This is a genomic window from Brevundimonas halotolerans, from assembly GCF_003730275.1.
Classification (GTDB): domain Bacteria; phylum Pseudomonadota; class Alphaproteobacteria; order Caulobacterales; family Caulobacteraceae; genus Brevundimonas; species Brevundimonas halotolerans.
On record NZ_QTTA01000008.1, the window covers coordinates 1 to 22,105 of the forward strand.

General features: G+C 66.4%; 20 protein-coding genes. 9 read left to right on the forward strand and 11 right to left on the reverse strand.

What is annotated here, in order from left to right; translation table 11 throughout:
• The coding region (locus EG854_RS02855; protein ID WP_164461734.1) for an integrase core domain-containing protein at positions 1–126 on the forward strand (126 nt) is incomplete at its 5' end.
• Here the strand turns inward: EG854_RS02855 and EG854_RS02860 are convergent.
• Genes EG854_RS02860 through EG854_RS02885 form a run of 6 tightly spaced genes read right to left on the reverse strand, consistent with a single transcriptional unit; the run spans position 123 to position 3,592 of the window.
• Positions 123–299 (reverse strand): Flp family type IVb pilin, encoded by a 177-nt coding sequence (locus EG854_RS02860; RefSeq protein ID WP_123286230.1) that lies wholly within the window; start codon positions 297–299, stop codon positions 123–125. The genes EG854_RS02855 and EG854_RS02860 overlap by 4 nt on opposite strands.
• 18 nt (positions 300–317) lie before the next feature.
• Positions 318–722, reverse strand: a complete 405-nt coding sequence (locus tag EG854_RS02865) for a (deoxy)nucleoside triphosphate pyrophosphohydrolase (protein ID WP_123286231.1) — start codon at positions 720–722, stop codon at positions 318–320.
• Positions 719–970, reverse strand: a complete 252-nt coding sequence (locus EG854_RS02870; RefSeq protein ID WP_183211117.1) for a hypothetical protein — start codon at positions 968–970, stop codon at positions 719–721. The genes EG854_RS02865 and EG854_RS02870 overlap by 4 nt, the downstream gene beginning before the upstream one ends.
• Before the next feature lie 43 nt (positions 971–1,013).
• Complete coding sequence (locus tag EG854_RS02875; protein ID WP_123286233.1) at positions 1,014–1,280, reverse strand: ribbon-helix-helix domain-containing protein; 267 nt, start codon at positions 1,278–1,280, stop codon at positions 1,014–1,016.
• Positions 1,281–1,298: 18 nt separating this feature from the next.
• The gene (gene argJ / locus EG854_RS02880; RefSeq protein ID WP_123286234.1) at positions 1,299–2,684 is read right to left on the reverse strand and encodes a bifunctional glutamate N-acetyltransferase/amino-acid acetyltransferase ArgJ; all 1,386 of its coding nucleotides are present in this window, start codon (positions 2,682–2,684) and stop codon (positions 1,299–1,301) included.
• Complete coding sequence (locus EG854_RS02885) at positions 2,681–3,592, reverse strand: peptidylprolyl isomerase (protein ID WP_123286235.1); 912 nt, start codon at positions 3,590–3,592, stop codon at positions 2,681–2,683. The genes argJ and EG854_RS02885 overlap by 4 nt, the downstream gene beginning before the upstream one ends.
• A 293-nt stretch (positions 3,593–3,885) precedes the next feature.
• On the opposite strand from EG854_RS02885, the gene secA reads away from it, so the two are divergent.
• Positions 3,886–6,735, forward strand: coding sequence for a preprotein translocase subunit SecA (gene secA, locus EG854_RS02890; protein ID WP_123286236.1), 2,850 nt, complete (start codon positions 3,886–3,888; stop codon positions 6,733–6,735).
• A 169-nt stretch (positions 6,736–6,904) separates the two neighbouring features.
• Positions 6,905–8,095, forward strand: a complete 1,191-nt coding sequence (locus tag EG854_RS02895) for an aminotransferase class V-fold PLP-dependent enzyme (protein WP_123286237.1) — start codon at positions 6,905–6,907, stop codon at positions 8,093–8,095.
• On the opposite strand, the gene EG854_RS02900 is transcribed toward EG854_RS02895, so the two are convergent.
• The 4 genes from EG854_RS02900 to EG854_RS02915 form a co-directional block, all read right to left on the reverse strand.
• Positions 8,092–8,970, reverse strand: a complete 879-nt coding sequence (locus EG854_RS02900; RefSeq protein WP_123286238.1) for a hypothetical protein — start codon at positions 8,968–8,970, stop codon at positions 8,092–8,094. The genes EG854_RS02895 and EG854_RS02900 overlap by 4 nt on opposite strands.
• A 115-nt stretch (positions 8,971–9,085) precedes the next feature.
• Complete coding sequence (locus EG854_RS02905; protein WP_123286239.1) at positions 9,086–10,588, reverse strand: CoA-acylating methylmalonate-semialdehyde dehydrogenase; 1,503 nt, start codon at positions 10,586–10,588, stop codon at positions 9,086–9,088.
• Between the two features lie 46 nt (positions 10,589–10,634).
• Positions 10,635–11,507, reverse strand: coding sequence for an alpha/beta hydrolase (locus tag EG854_RS02910; RefSeq protein ID WP_241153102.1), 873 nt, complete (start codon positions 11,505–11,507; stop codon positions 10,635–10,637).
• Positions 11,508–11,530: 23 nt separating this feature from the next.
• A complete protein-coding gene (locus tag EG854_RS02915) occupies positions 11,531–12,022 on the reverse strand; it encodes a Fur family transcriptional regulator (RefSeq protein ID WP_123286241.1) in 492 nt (163 codons plus the stop codon).
• Positions 12,023–12,138: 116 nt separating this feature from the next.
• On the opposite strand from EG854_RS02915, the gene EG854_RS02920 reads away from it, so the two are divergent.
• From EG854_RS02920 to EG854_RS02945, 6 genes are all read left to right on the forward strand, one after another.
• Complete coding sequence (locus EG854_RS02920; protein ID WP_123286267.1) at positions 12,139–14,211, forward strand: TonB-dependent receptor; 2,073 nt, start codon at positions 12,139–12,141, stop codon at positions 14,209–14,211.
• A 90-nt stretch (positions 14,212–14,301) separates the two neighbouring features.
• Entirely contained in the window at positions 14,302–15,105 is an 804-nt protein-coding gene (locus EG854_RS02925; protein WP_123286242.1) for a SapC family protein, read from the forward strand.
• A 148-nt stretch (positions 15,106–15,253) separates the two neighbouring features.
• Entirely contained in the window at positions 15,254–16,438 is a 1,185-nt protein-coding gene (locus EG854_RS02930) for an acyl-CoA dehydrogenase family protein (RefSeq protein WP_123286243.1), read from the forward strand.
• A gap of 3 nt (positions 16,439–16,441) precedes the next feature.
• On the forward strand, positions 16,442–17,563 hold the full coding sequence (locus EG854_RS02935; RefSeq protein ID WP_123286244.1) for an acyl-CoA dehydrogenase family protein: 1,122 nt from the start codon (positions 16,442–16,444) through the stop codon (positions 17,561–17,563).
• Positions 17,564–17,633: 70 nt separating this feature from the next.
• Complete coding sequence (hmgA, locus tag EG854_RS02940) at positions 17,634–18,926, forward strand: homogentisate 1,2-dioxygenase (RefSeq protein ID WP_183211119.1); 1,293 nt, start codon at positions 17,634–17,636, stop codon at positions 18,924–18,926.
• A gap of 18 nt (positions 18,927–18,944) precedes the next feature.
• The gene (locus tag EG854_RS02945) at positions 18,945–19,298 is read left to right on the forward strand and encodes a hypothetical protein (RefSeq protein WP_123286246.1); all 354 of its coding nucleotides are present in this window, start codon (positions 18,945–18,947) and stop codon (positions 19,296–19,298) included.
• A 110-nt stretch (positions 19,299–19,408) separates the two neighbouring features.
• Here the strand turns inward: EG854_RS02945 and EG854_RS02950 are convergent, their stop codons facing one another.
• Positions 19,409–21,991, reverse strand: a complete 2,583-nt coding sequence (locus EG854_RS02950; protein ID WP_123286268.1) for a TonB-dependent receptor — start codon at positions 21,989–21,991, stop codon at positions 19,409–19,411.
• Positions 21,992–22,105 lie beyond the last annotated feature (114 nt).

A 22,105-nucleotide genomic window follows, 5' to 3' on the forward strand; every position in this document is an offset into this window, starting at 1 on the left:
TCGGACGAGCGCGCCGCAGCCATCAAACCCTGGACCGAAAACTACAACCTGCGCCGACCACACTCCGGAATCAAAGGCCTCACCCCTTGGTCAAGGGTGAACAACCTTCTTGGAAACGACACCTAGCCGCCGATCGCGGTCTTGAGGCTATTCATGGCGGTGTTGAAAATGCCGGAGCCGGTCCCGCCGAAAGCGGTCAGCGCCGACAGGATCACCAGAAAGATCAGCGAGATGATCAGGCCGTACTCCAGCGAGGTGGCCCCGGACTCATCAGTGAGGAAGCGGCGGAGTGTCGTCACGGCCCCCTCCCTCGGTGGCTAGAGCAGGTCGCGCAGCCAGGCGACCAGGGGTTCATCGGCGGGCGGCATGGGCCAGTCTGACAACTGGTTCGGCCGGACCCATTTGAGCGCGGCATGCTCGTGCGCCACGACCGTGCCCTCCCAGCGACGGCACAGATACAGTGGCATCAACAGGTGAAAGCTTTCGTAAGCGTGGCTGGCGAAGACAAAGGGGGCCAGACAGGCCTCTTTCGTTTCGATGCCCAGTTCCTCGCGCAGTTCGCGGATCAGGGCCGCCTCGGGGCGCTCGCCCGGCTCGACCTTGCCGCCCGGAAACTCCCACAGACCGGCCATCTGCTTGCCCTCGGGCCGCTGCGCGATCAACACCCGCCCGTCGGCATCGATCAGGGCCACGGCGACGACGAGGACGGTGGGGAGGGTCATGAGAGGCTGTCTCGTACGGCATCAAGGTCCTGGCGTGCGTAGAGGACGCGAAGGACGATCAGGCGATGGCTGTCGAAGGTGTAGAGCACAGCTGCTATGCGGCGGATGGTCAGGATACGCAGTGTGGGTCGATCAATGTCGAACAGGGGTGCGCTTTCCGGGAAGACGTATACGCGGTCTATCGACCGGTCCATGGCAGCCTCGACAGCACGAGCTCCCTGCGGGCTTTCCAGGGCAATGCCCGTCAACAGGGCAATGCGTTCCGAGAGCGCTCTGCGACGATAGACGATCTCACGCGCCACGTTTGGCGGCGGCCCCGTTGATCGCTTCATCTGACAGGGTGCGGACGGTCGGGAGGTCCACGAGGTCACCCATGTCGGCGAGGGCTTCGTCGGCAATGGCGTTCAGATACGAAACGGCGCGATGGCGCGTGTCCAGCGCGCGAACGGCATGACCGAGCGCCTCTTCGGTCGAAGTGAAACGGCCGGAGGCGACGGCGTTGTCCAGAATGGAGGCGGTCTCGGGGTCGACCGCCACGGTGCGAGGCTTTGCGCTCATGGCCTGATCCTACTCCAATCAGCTCCGATAGTCGCCGTTGATCTCGATGTAGCGTTTGGTCAGGTCGCAGGTCCAGACGGTGGCGGAGGCGCGGCCGGCACCGACGTCGACGGTGATGTCGATCTCGGCATTCTTCATATAGGCGCTCATCCTCGCCTCGTCGTAGGACGGGGACGGCGCGCCATCGACGGCGGCGACATGGGGGCCGAACCGGATCGCCAGCCGGTCGCGGTCGACGGGCTCCTCGGTCTTGCCGACGGCCATGACCACCCGTCCCCAGTTGGCGTCCTCACCGGCAAGCGCAGTCTTGACCAGCGGGCTGTCGGCGATCGACTTGGCCAGCTTGCGGGCCGAGGCGGGCGAGGCTGCACCGTCCACGGTGACCTTGACGAATTTGGTCGCGCCCTCGCCGTCACGGACCAGCTGATGGGCGAGGTCGAGCATGACGCCGTCGAGGGCGCGGGAAAAGTCCTTGAGCCGACGATCACCGACCCGGCCTATGCGCGGCGCGCCCGAAGCCCCGGTCGCAAACAGCAGGCAGGTGTCATTGGTCGAGGTGTCTCCGTCGACCGTCACCGAATTGAAGGTGGTCCGCACATGCAGGCCCAGCATAGCGCGAAGCACGTTCGGGTGGATGTCGGCGTCGGTGACGATGAAGGCCAGCATGGTCGCCATGTCGGGCGCGATCATACCCGAGCCCTTGGCGATCCCGGCGATGCGGACGGTGTGGCCCTCGATCCTGCATTCCGCGTACGACCCCTTGGGGAAGGTGTCGGTGGTCATGATGCCGCGCGCGGCGGCGGTCCACTGGTCGGACGCAGGGGTGTCGGCGTCGAGCCGGGTCTCGACCTCGCCGAGGCGGGTGGCGATCTTGCGGTCGTCGAGGGTGACGCCGATCACCCCGGTCGAGGCCAGCATGACATCGCGCTGGCGACAGCCGAAGCGTTTGGCGACTTCGGAGGCCGTGCGCCGGGCGGCATCCGCGCCGGGCTTGCCCGTAAAGGCGTTGGCGCAGCCGGCATTGACGACCAGGGCGCGGACGTCCTTGCCGCCCTCGTCACCGTCCAGATGGCGGCGGCACCAGTCGACCGGGGCCGAGCCGATCTTGTGGCGCGTAAAGACCCCCGCGCAGCTGGTGCCCCGGGCAAAGCGGAAGACCACCAGATCGTCGCGCTGGTGTTTGTAGAAGCCGGCCCGGGCGGTGGCGATCTCGACCCCGCCAACGGTGCCGATGACCGGGAAGGGGACGGCCAGCGGCGAGATTTCCAGCCCTGGCTTGCCCGGTGCTGCGGGCGCAGGGGTCGGGTCGGCCGGTTTGGCGCCGCGCTTCAGGGCGGCGGTGAAGGGATCAAAGGCCTTTTCCAGCGAGGAGCGGCCGGTGGATTTCGGCTTGGGTGGCTTCATTCGCCGGTCCCTGCGGACGGGGGCGCAGAGGCAGGCTCTTCGACCGTCGACTCCGGCTCGGCGCCGAGCAGGAATTCGACATCGGCCCGGCCGCGCAGCCCCTCCAGCAGCTGGCGCACGCCCTCATAGGTCAGATAGCGGACGATCTGGGGGCGGGCCTGTTCCAGTGTGGGCGGGGTCTCGCGCCGGCGATCCTCGACCCGGACGACAGCCCAGCCACCTTCGGTCTGGAACGGGCCAACGGTCGAGCCCGCGGGCTTGTCACGCAAGGCGTTGGCGAAGGCTTCGGGCAGGACGTCGAGGGTGCGATAGCCCAGATCGCCGCCCGAGAAGCGGGTGGCCTCATCGATCGAGCTTTCGGCGGCCACGGCCTCGAAGGCGGCACCGGTGCCCAGCACGCCCATGACGGTCTCGGCCTCCTCGCGGGTGCGGGACAGGATCAGGCGGATGCGGACTTCTTCGGACGACCGGGCCAGCCGGAGCTGTTCCTGATAGAGCGCCTCGACGGCCTGGTCGGTGATGGTGCCGTTGACCACCGCCTCGACCAGAACATCGCCGAGGATGCGGTCGCGGGTGACCTCCAGACGGCGCTGCACCAGAGGGCTCTCGTCCAGACCCCGGCGTTCGGCCTCGCGGGCCAGCAGTTTCTGGTCGATGACCTCGTCCAGAACGCGGCGGAACAGGCTGGAGGTGACGTCCAGGGGCTCGCCCTCGCCGATCAGGCCCTGGGCCACGGCCTCGCGCTTGACGTCCGAGGCCCAGATGGTTTCGCCCGCGACCCGGGCCACGGCCTGGTCACCCGGTTCCGGCGGGCGGTCGCTGCCCCGATCCCCGCTACAGGCCGCAAGGGTGAGAGCCAGCATCAGGGCGGTCAAAAGAAACACAAACGGATTGGACGACAGTCGCATGCGGCGCTCCTCGGCCCGGGCGAAGGGAATACGGCCTTTGGGGCGTGTCCGGGAGTGCCCGGCTGAATGCCCCTCGCGTTGACAGGGATAAGGCCGGTGCTTAAGTCCCGCCTGCGCCCAAGTCGAGGGGTTTCCACCGTTCGCGTGGCCGGGTTTCGGGGTTTTTGCCCTTCCGGCGCCGGATGATGCGAAGGCCCCCGCCGGGATGGCGTGTATCGCTGCTCGCCCAAGCCCCCACAGACAGGGCCCCACAGACTGAGCCTGTCCGCTCACCGTAGTTTTCCGGATCCTCCATGCTCGGCTTTGCCAAGAAATTTATCGGTTCCTCGAACGACCGCAAGGTCAAGGGCTTCATGGCCCAGGTTCAGAAGATCAACGCCCTGGAGGACAAGTTCGCCGCCCTGTCCGATGGTGAGCTTCGGATGATGACCGACGCCTTCCGGGACCGGCTGGCCAAGGGCGAGTCGCTGGACAAGCTGCTCAACGAAGCCTTCGCCGTCGTGCGCGAAGCGTCCAAGCGGGTGCTGGGCCAGCGCCAGTATGATGTGCAGCTGACCGGCGGCATGATCCTGCACGAAGGCGGGATCGCCGAGATGCGCACCGGCGAGGGCAAGACGCTGGTGGCCGTGGCGCCGGTGTATCTGAATGCGCTGGCGGGTAAGGGCGTGCACGTCATCACCGTCAACGACTATCTGGCCAAGCGTGACGCCGAATGGATGGGCCGGGTCTATCGCTTCCTCGGCATGGAAGTGGGTGTGATCGTCAACGGCCTGTCGGGCGGACAGCGCCAGGCCGCCTATGCCGCCGACATCACCTACGGCACCAACAACGAATTCGGCTTCGACTATCTGCGCGACAATCTGGTCTATGACCGGCGCGAGATGGTCCAGCGCGGCCACCACTTCGTCATCGTCGACGAGGTCGACTCCATCCTGATCGATGAGGCGCGCACGCCGCTGATCATCTCCGGCCCGACCGAAGATCGCTCGGACCTGTATGTGACGCTGGACGGCATCATCAAGGAGCTGATCCAGGACCCCGCCAATTTCGAGGTCGACGAGAAGCAGCGCCAGGTGCTGCTGACCGAAGAGGGCTCGGAGGCCATCGAGGCCATTCTGGAAGAGCGCGGCCTGTTCGCCGAGGACACAACCGGCCTGTATGACGCCGCCAACATCAGCCTGGTGCACCACGCCAATCAGGCCCTGCGTGCCAATACGCTGTACCAGCGCGACAAGGACTACATCATCCGGTCCGACGAGGTGATGCTGATTGACGAGTTCACCGGCCGGATGATGCAGGGCCGCCGTCTGTCCGAGGGCCTGCACCAGGCGCTGGAAGCCAAGGAAGGCGTCAAGATCCAGCCCGAGAACCAGACCCTGGCCTCGGTGACCATCCAGAACTATTTCCGCCTGTATTCCAAGCTGTCCGGCATGACCGGCACGGCTGCGACCGAGGCCCAGGAATTCCTCGACATCTACAAGATGGATGTCATGGAGATCCCGACCAACCGGCCGATCAAGCGCATCGACTATGACGACGAGGTCTATCGCACCTCGCGCGAGAAGAATGAGGCCATCGCCAAACTGATCGCCGAACGCCATCTGGCGGGGCAGCCCATTCTGGTGGGCACGGTGTCGATCGAGAAGTCAGAGACCCTGTCGAAGCTGCTGCAGACCTATGAGTACAAGGTCGAGGTGGATCGCACCCTGAAGTCCGAGTTCAAGGGCCGCGAGAAGGAGGCCCAGAAGGCCGGCGATGCGGCCTATGACATCCGCTATGAGACCCGGCTGAAGGGCATTCCTCACAGCGTGCTGAACGCGCGTCAGCACGAGCAGGAAGCCTTCATCGTCGCCGAGGCGGGCCTGCCGGGCGCAGTGACCATCGCCACCAACATGGCCGGCCGCGGGACCGACATCCAGCTGGGCGGTAACCTGGAGATGCGCCTGCAGCGCTGGCGTCAGGACCAGCGCAATATGGGCGTCGAGGTCACGCCCGAGAGCGAGGCCGCCCAGGAGGCGCAGTTCAAGACCGAGATTGCCGAGCAGCGCGCCATCGCGCTGGAGGCCGGGGGTCTGTTCGTGCTGGGCACGGAACGCCACGAAAGCCGCCGGATCGACAACCAGCTGCGCGGCCGGACCGGCCGTCAGGGCGACCCGGGTACGTCGAAATTCTATCTGTCGTGCGAAGACGACCTGCTGCGGATCTTTGCCGGCGACCGGCTGGATTCGATCATGAAGACCTTCGGCGTTGCCGAGGGCGAGGCCATCACCCACCCGTGGCTGAACAAGGCCATCGAACAGGCCCAGAAGAAGGTCGAGCAGCGCAACTACGACATCCGCAAGAACCTTCTGAAGTACGATGACGTCGTCAACGACCAGCGCAAGGCGGTGTTCGAACAGCGTCAGGAATTCATGGACGCAACCGACATGTCGGAGCTTGTCGGTGAGTTCCGGCACGATGTGATCAATGATCTGGTCGAACGCTATATGCCGCCCAAGGCCTATGCCGAGCAGTGGGATATCGACGGGCTGGACGAAAAGGTCCGCTCGACCCTGGGTCTGGAGCTGCCGCTCAAGGAATGGGCCGCCGAGGAAGGCGTGTCGAACGAGGAGTTCGAGGAGCGCCTGCTGGCCGCGTCGGACGCGCGCGCCGAGGAACGGCTGAAGCTGATCGGCGACGACCGTATGCGGGGGCTGGAGAAGCAGTTCCTGATGCAGATGATCGACATGCAGTGGCGCGAGCATCTGGTGCATCTGGACCATCTGCGCGGCGTCATCGGCCTGCGCGGCTATGGCCAGCGTGACCCTCTGAACGAATACAAGACCGAGGCCTTCGCCCTGTTCGAAAGCCTGCTGTACGACCTGCGGCACAATGTGACCCGCTGGCTGATGACGGTCGAGTTCCGCTTCGAGCCGCCGCCCCAGATGCCCGAGTTCGAGGAAATCCACCTCAATCCCGGCACTGGCGAGAACGAGATGGCCAACCCCAATGCCCAGCTGCCGGAAGGCCGTCTGGACGGGGACGACCGGTCGCGCATGCCGGTCGAGATGCTGCCGGAAGGCTGGCAACGCACGGGCCGCAACTCGCTGTGCCCCTGTGGGTCGGGCCGCAAGTTCAAGCACTGCCACGGGGCTTTGGTTTAGAGCGCTAACACTCGCGACGCGGTCGCTCGCTGCTTGAGCGCGAGGGGGTGTGTGCTCTACCCGTCACCCTCGGACTTGATCCGAGGGTCGGTCCGGGCAGACGGATAGCGTCGAGGGCGACACCGATCCTCGGGTCAAGCCCGAGGATGACGGCTCAGGAGGTTGACGCATGACGACGGCGCGCAAGGATCTGTTCAAACGGGCGCTGGCGGCGGCGCCGGGTCGGCTGCATTTCGCGGCGCACAGCCATCATCTTTGGCCGGACGCCAGCTTCGATGGTCAGGTCGAGGCCTGGAATGACGGGGTGCGGCTGGCCGACAAGAAGTGGGACCGGGTGTTCGGCGAGGTCGTGCCTGAGTCACAGGGCCATGTGGCCAGCGAGCTGTCACTGCCCGATCCTGAGACCGTGGTGTTCGCCCTCAACACCCACGACTTCCTGATCCGGATCGTCTCGGGCATGCAGGGGCGATCCGTCCGTATTCTGACGACCGGTGGCGAATTCCATGCCTTCCGGCGTCAGGCCGAGCGCTGGGAAGAATCCGGACAAGCGGTGGTGACCCGGGTGTCCCCCGATCCGGTCGAGACGCTGGGCGAGCGCTATCTGGAAGCGGCCCGCTCGGGCGACTTCGACCTGTTCGTCATCAGCCAGATCTTTTTCCGCACCGGCCAGGTGTTCGACGGCCTGGAAGCGCTGGGGGACCTGTGCCGTCCGGAAGGCCCGTGGGGCATTATCGACGGCTATCACGGCTTCATGGCGACGCCGACGGACCTGTCAGCAGTGGCGGACCGGCTGTTCTATGTCACCGGCGGCTATAAATATGTGATGGCGGGCGAGGGGGCAGGGATCCTGCACGCGCCGCCGGGCTATTGCGAGCGACCCGAGATCACCGGCTGGTTCGCCGAGTTCGGCAATCTGATGGGCCCGCCCGAGGGCGTGCGCTATCGCGGCGATGCCGGGCGGTTCTGGGGCGCGACCTTTGATCCGACGCCGCTCTACCGCTTCAATGCGGTGCGCCGGATGCTGGCGGCCGAGGGACTGACCACGCCGGTCATCACTTGGTATGCGCTGGCCCGGCTGGCGCAGTTCCAGACCGCCATCGGCGAGGGACGCTGTGGCCTGCTGGGCTCGGCCGAGCTGGTCAATCCGATCGCGGGGACGCCCGGCAATGACCTGCCGACGCGGGCGCGGTTCCTGGCGATCCGCCATCCGGACGCGCAGGCCTGGCGCGCGCGCCTGCTGGACGCCGATATCGTCACCGATGTGCGCGACGACATCATCCGCTTCGGCTTTGGCCTCTATCAGGACGAAGACGACGTCGAGCAGCTGATTGCCGGCTGTGCCCGGGTGCTGGCCGCCTAGTAGAAGGTGGTGTCGTCCTGACGCTGCGCCTTCGGTGCCGGAGGCGGCGTGGTGGGCCGTTTGGGCGCCGACGGGTTGGCCGAGGGGCGCGCGGCCTCGTCTCCCGCGTCAGCCGGGGCGGTCTCGCCGTCGGGGATCGGCGGCAGATCGGGATAGTCCAGCGGCGGAGTGCCCTCGGGCTGTGTCTCGGGCTCCAGCCCCAGTTCGACCGGCACATCGGAGTCAATGCGGTCCGGTGCGCCCAGATCGTCGCGGATGAACACCCAGGAGCGCGGATCGGTACAGGCGCAGGCCTTGAGGAAGCCCTGCTGGTCGCGCCACAGGATCAGCGGATAGCGGGGCTGCAGGCCGGAATTGCGCAGATAGCCGGTCAGGTCGGTGACGAATTTCTGCCCGGCGTCGACCACAGCGCTCCGGGCCAGATTGTCGTCGGCGGCAGGAATGCCGGCCGCAGTCCAGCTGGCGGTCGGGGTGGCGGTCCAGCGCTCATAGAGAGACCAGTCGCGGGTCAGCCACAGCTCGGCGACCGTGGCGCGCTCGGCGGCGGTCGATTGCTGCATGCCCTCGCGGTCGGGGCGGGCGAACAGGATGAAACGCACCTCGGCCCCGGCGGCCTTCAGCTTGGGCACTTCCTCGCGCTCATAGCGCTGCATGGCGGCACTGTCGCGATAGCCGACGATATAGACGGGCGAGCCGCCGCCCCCGGCCGAGATCCAGCCGGCCTCGTCCAGCAGGGTCTGGATCGACTCCTGGTCGCGCGAGACGGTGACCGGCTGGAAACGGGCGTAATAGGTCCAGTAGGCCCAGTAACCGCCACCGGCGATCAACAGGCCCACAAGGGCGGCCAGGGCGGACCAGACGAAGAAACGACGCATGCGGGGGAGCGCTCCGTGGACGTTAAGGCGAGTACCCTAGCACCGTTCTGTCGGCATTTCGAAGACGGTCAAGCGGTTTCGCCCGGCGTGAGGCACCGAGTCCACGCCCCGTCCGTCACCCCATCGTCGGGATGACGAAGGAGCTGTCGGCATGTTCGAGGTCCGAGTCGGGCCAGCGGGCGGTGACGGTCTTGACCTTGGTCCAGAACTTCACGCCTTCCATGCCGTGCTGGTTGGTGTCGCCGAAGGCCGAGCGCTTCCAGCCGCCGAAGGTGTGATAGGCGACCGGCACCGGAATGGGGACGTTGATCCCGACCATGCCGACATTGACCCGGGCGGCAAAGTCACGCGCCGCGCGGCCGTTCTGGGTGAAGATGGCGACGCCGTTGCCGTACTGGTGCTTCGACGGCAGGGCCAGCGCCTCCTCGAAATTCGCGGCCCGGACGATCTGCAGCACCGGGCCGAAGATCTCTTCCTTGTAGGACTCCATGTCCGGCGTGACGTGGTCGAACAGCGAGGGGCCGACGAAATAGCCGTCCTCGTGGCCCTGAAGGCTGAAACCGCGACCGTCGACGACCAGTTCGGCGCCGTCCTTGACGCCCTGGTCGATCCAGCCCTCGACCCGGGCCTTGTGGGCACCGGTGACGACCGGGCCGTAGTGGGCGCCGGCGTCGGTCGAGATGCCGACCCGCAGGCTTTCGATCTCGGCCACCATGCGCTCGCGCAGGATGTCGGCGGTCTTGTCGCCGACGGGGACTACGACCGGCAGGGCCATGCAGCGTTCCCCGGCCGAACCGAAGGCGGCCCCGGACAGGTCCTTGACCACCTGGTCCATGTCGGCGTCGGGCAGGACGATGCCGTGGTTCTTGGCGCCACCCATGGCCTGGACCCGCTTGCCGTGGCGCGCGCCGGTTTCATAGACATAGTTGGCGATATCAGAGCTGCCGACGAAGCTGATGGCGTGGACCTGGGGGTGTGTCAGGATAGCGTCGACCGCGGTCTTGTCTCCGTGCACCACGTTCAGGACACCTGCGGGTGCACCCGCCTCCATCATCAGCTCGGCCAGACGAACGGGCACGGACGGATCGCGCTCTGACGGCTTGAGGATGAAGGTGTTGCCCACCGCGATGGCGACGCCGAACATCCACATCGGGATCATGGCCGGGAAGTTGAACGGCGTGATACCCGCGACCACGCCCAGCGGCTGGCGCATGGAATAGACGTCGATGCCGGGGCCGGCGCCCCAGGTGTATTCGCCCTTGACCGCATGGGGGATGCCGCAGGCGAATTCGATAACCTCGAGCCCGCGCTGAACGTCGCCCTTGGAGTCGGCGATGACCTTGCCGTGCTCGGCGCTGAGCATTTCGGCCAGCTGGTCCATATTGGCTTCGACCAGCCGCTTGAACTCGAACATCACCCGCGCGCGGCGCTGGGGATTGACGGTCGACCAGCTTTCAAAGGCAGTCTGGGCGGCCTGGACGGCGCGGTCCAGTTCGGCCTCGGTGGCCAGTTGCACGCGGGCCTGCACCTCACCGGTGTTCGGATTGAAAACGTCACCGAAGCGGCCCGAGGCGCCGGTGAAGCTCTGGCCGTTGATGAAGTGGTGGATGTCGCGCATGGACGTCTCTCTCCTGGAAGGGGCAGTCTTTGTGATTGCGGGCGGTTTACCGTGCGGAACCGGGCGAGGCCACCCCATCGCTGTCGAGTGCCGCCATAAGGGTATGCCGCACGGCATCAGGGTTCAGCATCGGCAGGAAATGGGTCGAGCCCGGCACCCTGCGGCTGCGCACATGAGACAGGCCGGGGGGTCGGTCGGGGACGTGGCAGGTTGAGCCGGTCTGAGCCCGGAGAATTTGAATGGGGCCCCGGAAGCGGGTCATGGCGCCCCACGGATTGTGCGCCTGGGCGGCATAGCCGGACGCCTCCCAGTCCGGTCGACAGGCGAGGGTCAGGCCGTTGTCGGAGGGCTTGAGCCCGGTTTCAAGAAAGGCGTCGAGCACATCGTCGGGCCAGCCGGCAAAGGCGCCGCGTCCGCGATAAGCCTTTCGGGCGGCCTCCAAGTCGGGAAAGTCGGCGCGGCGCTTGCGGGAATTGCGGACCAGCGGGATGCGCCCGGCAAAGCGCGACATGCCCGGCAGATTGAAAGCCAGGGTGGTGAGGGGCAGCAAGATGACTGGGTCCAGCAGCACCAGACTGCGCACCCGCTCCGGCCGTTTGGCGGCGGCCAACAGGCTGACGGTGCCGCCCATGGAATGACCGGCCAGCACGGGTCGGCCCTCCAGCGTGTCGATGACGGCCAGCAGGTCGCCGCGCAAATCCTGCCAGCCGCGACGACCGTCGGGATCGGCCGGCAGATCGGTCAGGCCGTGGCCGCGCTGGTCGATGGCCCAGATGCGCCGGCCCCCGGCCAGCGGCGCCAGCAGGGGCCGGTAGGTCGTGGCATTGAAGCCGTTGGCGTGCAGGAAGATCAGGTCAACCGGCCCGTCCGCCCGGCCCAGTTCAAGCACGAACAGGCTGCCGTCAGCCCCGATCGGCACGGAGAGGCGGCGCCCGGATGATGTCACGCGGGGCAGGCGGGGCAGCGGCCGTGGGCCTCGATGGTCGTGTGGCTGATGACATAGCCGGCGGCGGCCGCGGCGCGTGTCAGGCTGAGCGCCTGTTCGCCGGTTACCTCCTGTGTCGCCCCGCAGCAGTCGCAGATCAGAAAGGCGGCGGCGTGCAGGGGATCGCCGTCAGACCCGGGCTCGGCACAGGCGACATAGGCGCTGATCGAGGCGATGCGGTGGGCCAGGCCCCGGCGTTCGAGAAATTCGAGGGCGCGATAGACGGTGGGCGGCTTGGCGGCCTGTCCGTCCTCGCCGAAGCGGGCGATCAGGTCATAGGCCTTCATGGGCTCGCCGGCTTCGATCAGCAGTTCCAGCACCCGGCGACGCGGCGCGGTCAGCCGCTCGCCATCGGCCTGGCAGCGGGCCTCTGCCTCGCTGATGCGCTGGCGTACCGAGACCGCGTCGAGCGCGGTCGTGTCGTGATCGTGGTCGCAGGCGTGTCCCATGGTCCTCAACAGCTAGCGATGCGAGGGCCCTGCCGCAACTGCGCTTGACGTCGTGTGATGTTATCTCATAACACATGCGCCTGTATCGCTTCCCGTCGTCCCCCCGAGGTTTTTTTATGTCCCATCGCTCGTTCCGCCTTGCCGGTGCTGCCCGTGTGGCCTTGCTCAGCGCCCTGATCCTGCCGGTGGCAACGCCGGTGCTGGCGCAGTCGGCGGGGCAGGACCCGGAGCCCGAGGCCCGCACGACCCAACTGGACGACATCATCGTCACGGGCGCGCCGTTCGGCATCAGCGCCGAGGCCAGCCTGATCGCCGTCGATGTGCTGGACGCCGAAGCTCTGTCGACCGCGCCCTCGGGCACGCTGGGCGATGTGCTGAGCGGTCTGCCGGGCGTGCGCTCGACCGCCTTCTCGCCGGGCGCCAGTCGTCCCGTGATCCGCGGTCTGGCGGGGCCGCGGGTGCAGGTGCTGACCAATGGCATGGGGTTGATTGACGCCAGTTCGCTGTCACCCGACCATCAGGTAGCAGCCGATCCGGGTGAAGCCGTACGGATTGAGGTGCTGCGCGGCCCCCAGACCCTGGCCTATGGCGGTTCGGCCATCGGCGGGGTGGTCAATGTCATCGACGGACGGATCCCGGAAGAGGCCCCCTATGACGGCTTTGACGGGCGGGTCACCGCCCAAGCGTCAAGCGTCGACGGCGGACGCTCGGTCGGCGCTGGTGTGACCATCGGGCAGGGCCCCTGGGTGCTGACGCTGGACGGTCTGGATCGCCGCAGCGACGACTATGACATTCCGGTACCGGCGGAATCGCGCCGTCAGGTCGAGGATGAGGGCGAAGAGTATGAGGACACCGGCAGCTCGACGGTCGAGAACAGCGCCTCGCGCGTTCGGGCCTTCGGCAGCGGACTGAGCTACATCGGCGAGCAGGGCTTCATCGGCCTGTCGGTCAAGCGGACCGAGAGCGACTATGGCGTGCCCGGCCATGCCCACGAGGACCATGGCGGGGGCGGCGCTCCTGATGAGGAAGAAGACGTCACCATCGGTCTGGAGCAGACCCGCTATGACCTGCGCGGTGAATGGCGGTTTGACGATGCGCCGGTCGACCGGATCCGTCTGTCGGCGGGCTATGCCGACTATACTCACACCGAGTTCGAAGGCGATGAGGTCGGCACGGTCTTCACCTCCGAAGGTCTGGAAGGGCGGCTGGAGATCGTCATGCCGCGCCGTGGAGGCTGGAACTCGGCCTATGGTCTGCAGGGCCTGAGCCGCGACTTCGATGCGGTCGGCGACGAGGCTTATGTGCCCCCGGTCGAAATCACCGAACTGGGCGTCTACACCCTGCACCGCTACGACATGGACAGCTGGGGTCTGGAAGGCGGATTGCGGTTCGATACGCGCGATCTGGACAGCCCCGTCGGCGGCCAGCGGGACTTCTCGAACGCCTCGGCGTCGGCGGGGGTGTATTTCAAGCCGGTCGAGCCCCTGTTCCTCGGCCTGTCCATTTCGCGGAACGGTCGCGCCCCCACCGAAGCGGAACTGTTCGCCGAAGGTCCGCACATCGCGACCCGTGCGTTCGAGGTCGGAAACCCCGATCTGGACTCCGAGACGGTGACCTCGATCGAAGCGACCGTGCACTGGGAGCAGGGGCCGTGGACCGCCGACATGCACCTGTTCCGGGCCGACTATGACGGTTTCATCGACCTGCGCCCGACCGGGGCCGAGGAGGATGAGCTGCCGGTCTTCGCCTATGTCCAGACGGATGCGGAGTTCCACGGCCTGGAAGCCCGGCTGGACTATCAGGCCTGGCAGTCGGGCGAGGATGGCCTGACGCTGGGGCTGGGCTATGACTATGTGCGCGGCGACACCGATCTGGGGCCGCCCGCCCGCATCCCGCCGTGGTCGCTGAACGCCCGTGCCGAGCTGGATCTTGGTCCCTGGACCACCCGCCTGACCGTGCGTCGGGTCGGCGAACAGAACCGGGTCACCGACTTTGAACTGCCGACCGACGCCTATACGACCGCCGACCTGTATCTGGGCTGGAGCCCGGACCGCGAGTCGGGCCTGACCCTCTATGTCGAGGGCCGCAATCTGGGTGACGCCGAGGTGCGCGAGCACACTTCCTTCCTGAAGGATCTGACGCCGCTGCCGGGCCGCAACCTGCGCGCGGGCATGGCCTGGCGGTTCTGAATTCCCGTCCGGGGCGGGCCGGTTTGCCGCCCGCTCCGGCATGGGCTAGAAGGCGCGACCTTCCTTCACTTCATCAGTCCCCGAGCCTTCATGACCGACACGACCTCCATGCAAACCGGCGACATGTCCGGCCAACTCGCCGGCACCGTCCTGTTCTACGGCAAGCCCGAACCCCTTTCGGCCGAGGCCCACGGCAATCTGGGGATCAATCCGTCGGACAAGCCCTATGCGTTTGTCGCCCAATCGAACATCGTGCCGCTGACGGTCACGGAATTTGCGCCGGCGGCCCTGTCGTTCCCGGTGATCTTCGTCGGTGACAACCGCCAGCCGGTCGCGGTGCTGGGCCTGCGCCAGGGCGACAATCTGTTTGTCGAAGACGGCGTGTTCCGCTCGGACGCCTACATCCCGGCCTATGTGCGCCGCTATCCGTTCGTGTTCGCCAATGACGAGGCGCAAAAGCGCCTGATCATGTGCGTGGACCGTCAGGCGCCCTTCCTGGTCGAAGGCGGCAAGCAGCCGCTGTTCAAGGACGGCCAGCCCAGCGAGTTCACCCAGCAGGCCATGGAGTTCTGCAACAATTTCGAGCAGGAGCGCCTGCGCACCGAATCGTTCGTCAAGCTGATCCAGGACCTGGACCTGCTGGACGTGCGCGAGGCCGTCTTCACGCCGCGCGGTCCGAACGGTGAAGCCGGTGAGCCGCAGAAGCTCGCCGAATACTATGCCGTGTCGGAAGACAAGCTGAAGGCCCTGCCGGCCGACAAGCTGGTCGAACTGCGCGACAATGGCGCCCTGGGCCAGATCTACAGCCACCTGACGTCGCTGCTGGGCTGGGATCGTCTGATCGCCCTGACCTTCCAGCGCGCCGCCACCCAGCCGGCCGCTGCCAACGCCTGATTTTCAGGTCTGTTCTGATCGACGCCCGTCCCGCAGCGCGCGGGGCGGGCGTTTGTCTGTCCTGCGACGAAAATCCTGCCCGGGCTGACGCAGCGTCATCTCCGGAAGCCTGCTAGCTTTCGGCCAAATCAAACGAAGCGGGGAGCGCATGCGCGATCTGGAAGATTTTCGGGCCGAGGTCCGGGCCTGGCTTGAGACCCATTGTCCGCCCGAGGTCCGGGGACCGGCGGACAGCGAGGACGCCTCCATTTGGGGCGGTCGCAAGGCCGTCTTTGCCACGCCGGTGCACAAGGCGTGGATGGAGGCCATGGGGGCGAAGGGCTGGACCGCGCCCGAATGGCCGAGCGAATACGGCGGCGGGGGCCTGTCGCGCGAGGAAGCCAAGGTGCTGGCCTCCGAGCTGCGCCGCATCAACGCCCAGCCTGCGCTGCTGAGCTTCGGCATCTGGATGCTGGGCCCGGCCCTGCTGAAATTCGGCACCGAGGAACAGAAGAAGCGCTTCCTGCCCGAGATCGTCCGCGGGGAGATCCGCTGGTGTCAGGGCTATTCCGAGCCGGGCGCGGGTTCGGATCTGGCCGGGCTGCAGACGCGGGCCGTCGATCAGGGCGACCACTGGATCGTCAATGGCCAGAAGGTCTGGACCTCCTATGCCGACAAGGCCGACTGGATATTCTGTCTGGTGCGCACGGATGCCGAGGCGCCCAAGCATCTGGGCATTTCCTTTGTGCTGTTCGACATGGAGACGCCCGGCGTCTCGACCCGGCCGATCACGCTGATTTCCGGCAAGTCACCCTTCTGCGAGACCTTCTTTGACGATGTGCGGGTCGAGAAGGCCAATCTGGTCGGCACGCTGAACCGCGGCTGGGATGTGGCCAAATATCTGCTGGCGCATGAGCGCACCATGATCGGCGCCATGGGCGAGATCGGCGGCGGCCGTCCGCTGGGCCAGGTCGCGACCGGATCGATCGGCACGGACGAAGAGGGGCGGCTGGACGACACCATGCTGCGCGCCCGCATCGCCGAGCTGGAGGTGGATGCGGCGGCCTTCCGGCTGGCGCTGGAACGGACCGGCGACCAGATGAAGGCCGGACAGGCCCACCCGGCCATCGCCTCCATGCTGAAATACTATGGGTCGGAGCTGAACAAGCGCCGCCACGAACTGCTGATGGCGGCGGGCGGCATCGATGCCCTGGAGTGGGAGGGCGAGCGGTCGCATGAGGGCGCTGCAGCCCGCGACTGGCTGCGGACCAAGGCCAATTCCATTGAGGGCGGGACCAGCGAGATCCAGCTGAACATCATCGCCAAACACCTGCTCCAGCTGCCGGGAGCCTGAGCCATGCCGCTGATCCTGACCGAAGAACAGACCATGCTGAAGGAGGCCGCTGACGGGTTCCTGAATGAAAATGCCCCGCTGGCGCACCTGCGCAAGCTGCGCGACAGTCGCGATGCCGACGGTGTGTCGCGCGAGCTGTGGCGCGCCTTTGGCGAAATGGGGCTTGCCGGGGTGATCATTCCGGAAGCGCATGGTGGTGCCGGACTTGGCGCCGTCGAGGCTGGGGTGGTGGCCGAGAGTCTGGGCCGCACCCTGACCCCTTCGCCCTTCATGGGATCGGCCGTGCTGTCGGCGCGGGTTCTGGTCGAGGGCGGGTCAGAGGCGCAACAGGCCGCCTGGCTGCCGAAGATTGCGGCGGGCGAGGCGATCGTCTCACTGGCCGTCGACGAAGGCGCCAAACATGCGCCGGGAAAGATCACGACGACGGCCGAGCGGTCAGGCAATGGCTTCCGGCTGAACGGATCCAAGGCCATGGTGCTGGACGGCCATGTGGCCGATGCCGTGATCGTCGTGGCCCTGACCGAGAACGGGCTGACCCTGTTCCTGGTCGATCCGAAGACGGCGGGGATGGAGGTCGAGCGGACCATGATGGTCGACGCCCACAATGCCGCGCGCATCACCCTGAGCGATGTCCAGGTCGATGCGGATGCGGTGATCGGCACAGTCGACGGCTGCGAGGGTCTGCTCGAGGGGGCGCTCAATCTGGGCCGGGCCTGCGCGGCGTCCAGCCTGACGGGGGCCGGGGATCAGGCCTTCCTGATCACGATGGAGTATCTGAAGACCCGCAAACAGTTCGGCCGGGCCATCGGCGAGTTCCAGGCCCTGCAGCACCGCGCGGCCCATCTGTTCAGCGAGATCGAGATCGCCCGGGCGGCGACGCTGGGTGCCCTGCAGAAACTGGACGCGGGCGATGCAGCCGCGCCGCTGGCCGTAGCTGTCGCCAAGGCCAAGGCCGGGCGGGTCGCCGAACTGGCGGTGCAGGAGTCGGTGCAGATGCACGGCGGTGTCGGCATGACCGATGAGTATGACGTCGGCCTGTTCATGAAGCGGGTGCGGGTGCTGAACGAACTGCTCGGCGATGCCGGTTTCCACCAGGATGCGGTGGCGCGCACGCAGGGGTTCTGATCCGATTGCCGCACGGGGTAGCGGGGTCGTCCCAGCGGGGCTAAATCTCCTGCACAGGGAGACACGCACCATGACGCGATCCAACGCGCCCGCCTATATGCCCGGCTTTGGCAACCACTTCTCGACCGAGGCGGTGGCCGGTGCCCTGCCGGTCGGTCGGAATTCGCCGCAGAAGACGCCGCTGGGCCTGTATGCCGAGCAGCTGTCGGGTACGGCCTTTACCGCCCCGCGCACCGAGAACCGCCGCAGCTGGCTGTATCGCCTGCGGCCGTCGGCCCAGCATCCGGCCTATCAACCGATGGATGGGGGACTGGTCCGGTCCGGACCGTTCGACGAGGTGCCGCCCAACCCCAATCGCATGCGCTGGAACCCCCTGCCGGTGCCGGAGGCGCCGACCGACTGGGTCGAGGGGCTGGTCACATATGCCGGCAACGGCGACGCCGATGCCGACGCCGGTGTGGGCATACACCTGTATGCCGCCAACCGGTCGATGACTGACCGGGTCTTCTACTCCGCTGATGGCGAGCTGCTGATCGTGCCGCAGCAGGGCGCACACCGGTTTGTGACCGAGTTCGGGGTGCTAGAAGCCCAGCCGGGTCACATCGTGCTGATCCCGCGTGGGGTGCGGTTCCGGGTCGAGGTGGACGGTCCGTCACGGGGCTATGTCTGCGAGAACTATGGCGCGGCCTTCCGCATTCCAGATCTGGGGCCGATCGGGGCCAATGGCCTGGCCAATCCGCGCGACTTCGAGACGCCGGTGGCGACCTTTGAGGATGTCGATCGGCCGACCGAGTGCATCCAGAAATACGGGGGCCAGCTGTGGACCACGACCTTTGATCACAGCCCGCTGGATGTGGTGGCCTGGCACGGCAACTACGCCCCCTGCCGCTACGACACGGCCCGGTTCAACACGATCAATACGGTCAGTTTCGACCACCCCGATCCTTCGATCTTCACCGTCCTGACCAGCCCGTCGGACACGCCGGGTGTGGCCAACTGCGACTTTGTCATCTTCCCGCCGCGCTGGATGGTGGCCGAGGACACTTTCCGCCCGCCGTGGTTCCACCGGAACGTGATGAGCGAGTTCATGGGGCTGGTCACGGGCGCCTATGACGCCAAGGCCGATGGCTTTGCGCCGGGTGGGGCGTCGCTGCACAACCGGATGAGTGGCCACGGCCCGGATCAGGCCACCTATGACGCCGCGATCAAGGCTGAGCTGAAGCCACACAGGATCGAGGGAACCCTGGCCTTCATGTTCGAGACCCGCGCCCCCATTAGGGTCACGAAATGGGCTCAAACCACGCCTTTGATGCAACTCGACTATGATGACTGCTGGTCCGGCTTCGACAAGGGCCGGGTCTGACACCAAGGGAGAGTGAGCATGATCCGCGTGGCTTCGATGATGGGAGCGCTGATGCTGGGAATGGGGCTGTCGTCCTGTTTCGGAGGCGGGGTCACCCCTGAACAGCGGGCGGAGGCCGACTGTTCAGCGCAGGGCGGCAAGATGCAGCGGGTCGGGCGGATGCAGAGCCTGCAATGCGTGATCCCGTATTCTGACGCGGGCCAGACCTGCACCGATGCCGCCCAGTGTCAGGGCGAGTGCCGCGTGCCTGGCAGCGTGATCGTCGAGGACGGTCGCGCCGTCGAGGGCCAGTGCACGGCCGATTCCAACCGCTTTGGCTGCTATACCCGGGTCGAGAACGGGCGAGCGACGGCGGCCATCTGCGTCGACTGATCACGCCGCACTTTCGCACATAAGAAAACCGGCCGGAGATCGCTCTCCGGCCGGTTCCTTATTGGGATCCACGAGGGACCGTCGGGGGCCTCCGAAGAGGCCCCGTCAGATCAATAGCGGACGCGCAGGGTCAGACCATAGGTGCGCGGTGCACCCAGGAAGGCATCGATTGTCTGGGTGTCCAGGGCGGGGTTGTAGAAAGTCCCGTTGGGCTGGACGGTCGACTGGAACGCAGAGCCTTGCAGCGGAGCGTTATAGGCCACCTGGATGTATTCCTCGTCGGTCAGGTTCTGGGCCCAGATGTCCAGCATCCAGCGCTCGTCTTCCGTGCCGATCGAGATCCGGCCGTTCACCATGGTGAAGGCGTCCTGCTGCTTGGAAGGCAGCAGATCCGAACCGGTGTTGTACTCGCTCATATATTTGGCCGACAGGGCGAAGCCGCCGCGCAGACCGTTGCCGAGGCTGCGGTCGAAGTTCAGCGAGGCCGAGCCCGACCATTCCGGAGCAAACGAGGCCGTGGCGCCCGGCAGCAGGGACAGCTGCGGGAAGTTCGCCGGGTTGGCCAGGTCGGCGGCGACGAAGTTGCCATACTCGGCTTCGGTGTAGGTCACGCCGCCCGACAGGCTGAGGCCCTCGATCGGGGTGAACCACAGGAAGTCGGCGTCGACACCGCGCGAGGTCAGCTCGGGGATCGACTCCACCACGAAGGCGGTGCCGAGGAAGGTGTTGAGCTGGAAGTCCTCGAACGTCTGGTCGAAGTAGGTGGCGTTCAGCAGCAGCGAGCGGTTCAGCAGGGTCATCTTGACGCCGGCTTCATAGCTGTCGACCACTTCCGACGGAAACAACAGGCTGGCCGTCGGCGTGATGCCCGACTGCACGCGGTCCAGGTTGTAGCCGAAGCTCTTGTAGCCGCGGGCGTACGACACATAGGTCATGACCGAGTCGTTCAGGCGGTAGGAGGCCTTGATCGTGCCGCTCAGCTCGCTGTCGTCGAAGGATTCCGACACCGACCGGTTGTTGAACGCCGAGTTCGACCAGGGCAGGCAGAAGTTGCCAAGGATGGCCGGCGCGCTGGCGCCGAGCAAGCCGCCGATGGCCGCGGCGTTGGCGAGCGCTGCGTTACAGGTGTTGCCGTTGCCGTTGACGTTCATCTGCTGACCGACGACGGACTTTTCGTCCATCGTGTAGCGCAGGCCCAGGGTGATATCGAACTGGTCGGTGACGCGGAAGGTGTTGTTGGTGAACAGGGCGATCGAGGTCGATTCCTGCTCGTAGGTGTCGGCATAACCCGCGCCAAGCGTAAAGCCGATGCCGCCGCCGTTAGCCGCGCCGCCGGTGGTCAGGCAGTTGTTCAGGCCGGGGACCGTCTGGCCGACACGAGTGAAGCAGCCAATGCTTCCGGGGCTGATAGCCCAGGCGGGGTTGGCGCCGTTTAGGCGGGCGGTGAGCAGGAAGGACAGGAAGGGCGTGTAGTCGGCGCCATAGTTCCAGGCGTCGTTCCGCGAAATGTCTTCCTGGGTGGCGAAGAAGCCGACCAGCCAGTCGAGACGGTCGGTCGCGCCGGCCAGGCGGAATTCCTGGGTCAGGTTCTCGACGCCATAGCCGTATTCGCCGTTGTCGAAGCGATAGGCGATGTCGGCGCCAGTGTAGTCGATGTCCTGGCCCTGGTCGCCGGTCCAGTTCCGCCACGACGTCAGCGACGTCAGGGTGGCGTTCATCGACGGCATGTCGAAATTGGCTTCCAGCGAGACGCCGCGATCCTCGATGCGCTGGCCGGTGCCACGGTTGGAATAGGCGAGGCGCGAGAACGGCACGGGACCAAAGCCGGTCGCCGGCGGGGCCTGACCCGTTCCGGTCGAGAGGCCGTCCACGAACGGGAAGGTCGGGCCGACGCGGGTTTGCACGCCGACGCAGCAGTACTCATCACGCTTGGTGTAGTCGGCGATGAAGCGGAACGACGCCGTGTCGCTGGGCAGCCACAGCAGCTGGCCCCGGACGGTCCAGTAGTTCTTGTTGGCGTCGTCGGTCTGGGTGCGCGGGCCGTCGCCGGTGTCGACGTCATAGAGACCATCGCGCTCGCTGATGCCGGCGTACAGACGCATGGCCAGGGTGTCGCTGAGCGGTCCGGTGACTGATCCGTTCAGCGCGACAGCGCCGTAGTTGCCGACGGTCACCTCGGCATTATAGCCGGGCGTGAACGAGGGTTGCTCGGTGATGATGTTGATGACGCCGGCCGAGGTGTTCTTGCCGAACAGGGTGCCTTGCGGGCCCTTCAGCACTTCGATCCGCTGCAGTTCGCCCAGATCGCCGAAGCCGACCGAGTTCCGCGAGCGATAGACGCCGTCGATCACGACGCCGACCGAGCTTTCCAGGCCGGGGTTGTCACCGACCGTGCCGACGCCGCGGATACGGGCGGTGGTCGAGGTTTCCGACGACGTCGAGGTGACCGTCATGCCGGGGGTCAGGATCTGCAGATCCTTGATGTCGCTGACGCCCGCGTCCTGCAGGGTTTCCTGCGAGAGGGTCGTGACCACGATCGGCACGTCCTGCAGGTTCTGCTCGCGCTTCTGGGCCGTGACGATGATGTCGTCGACCGAGGTTTCCTGGGCCGAGGCGATTCCGGCAAAGCCGAAGGTCACGGCACCGACAACAGCGGCGGACGCGGTGGTACGAAGAAGGGTAGTGAGTCGCATGATGGCTCCCGGCTTGATGCTCGACAGCACTGTTTGGCCGCCGAGCCGTTTCCTGATCCCGTGGACCTGCCCTTCTGTCGGGGCGTGGATCCTCCAGCACTTGGCGTAATCCAA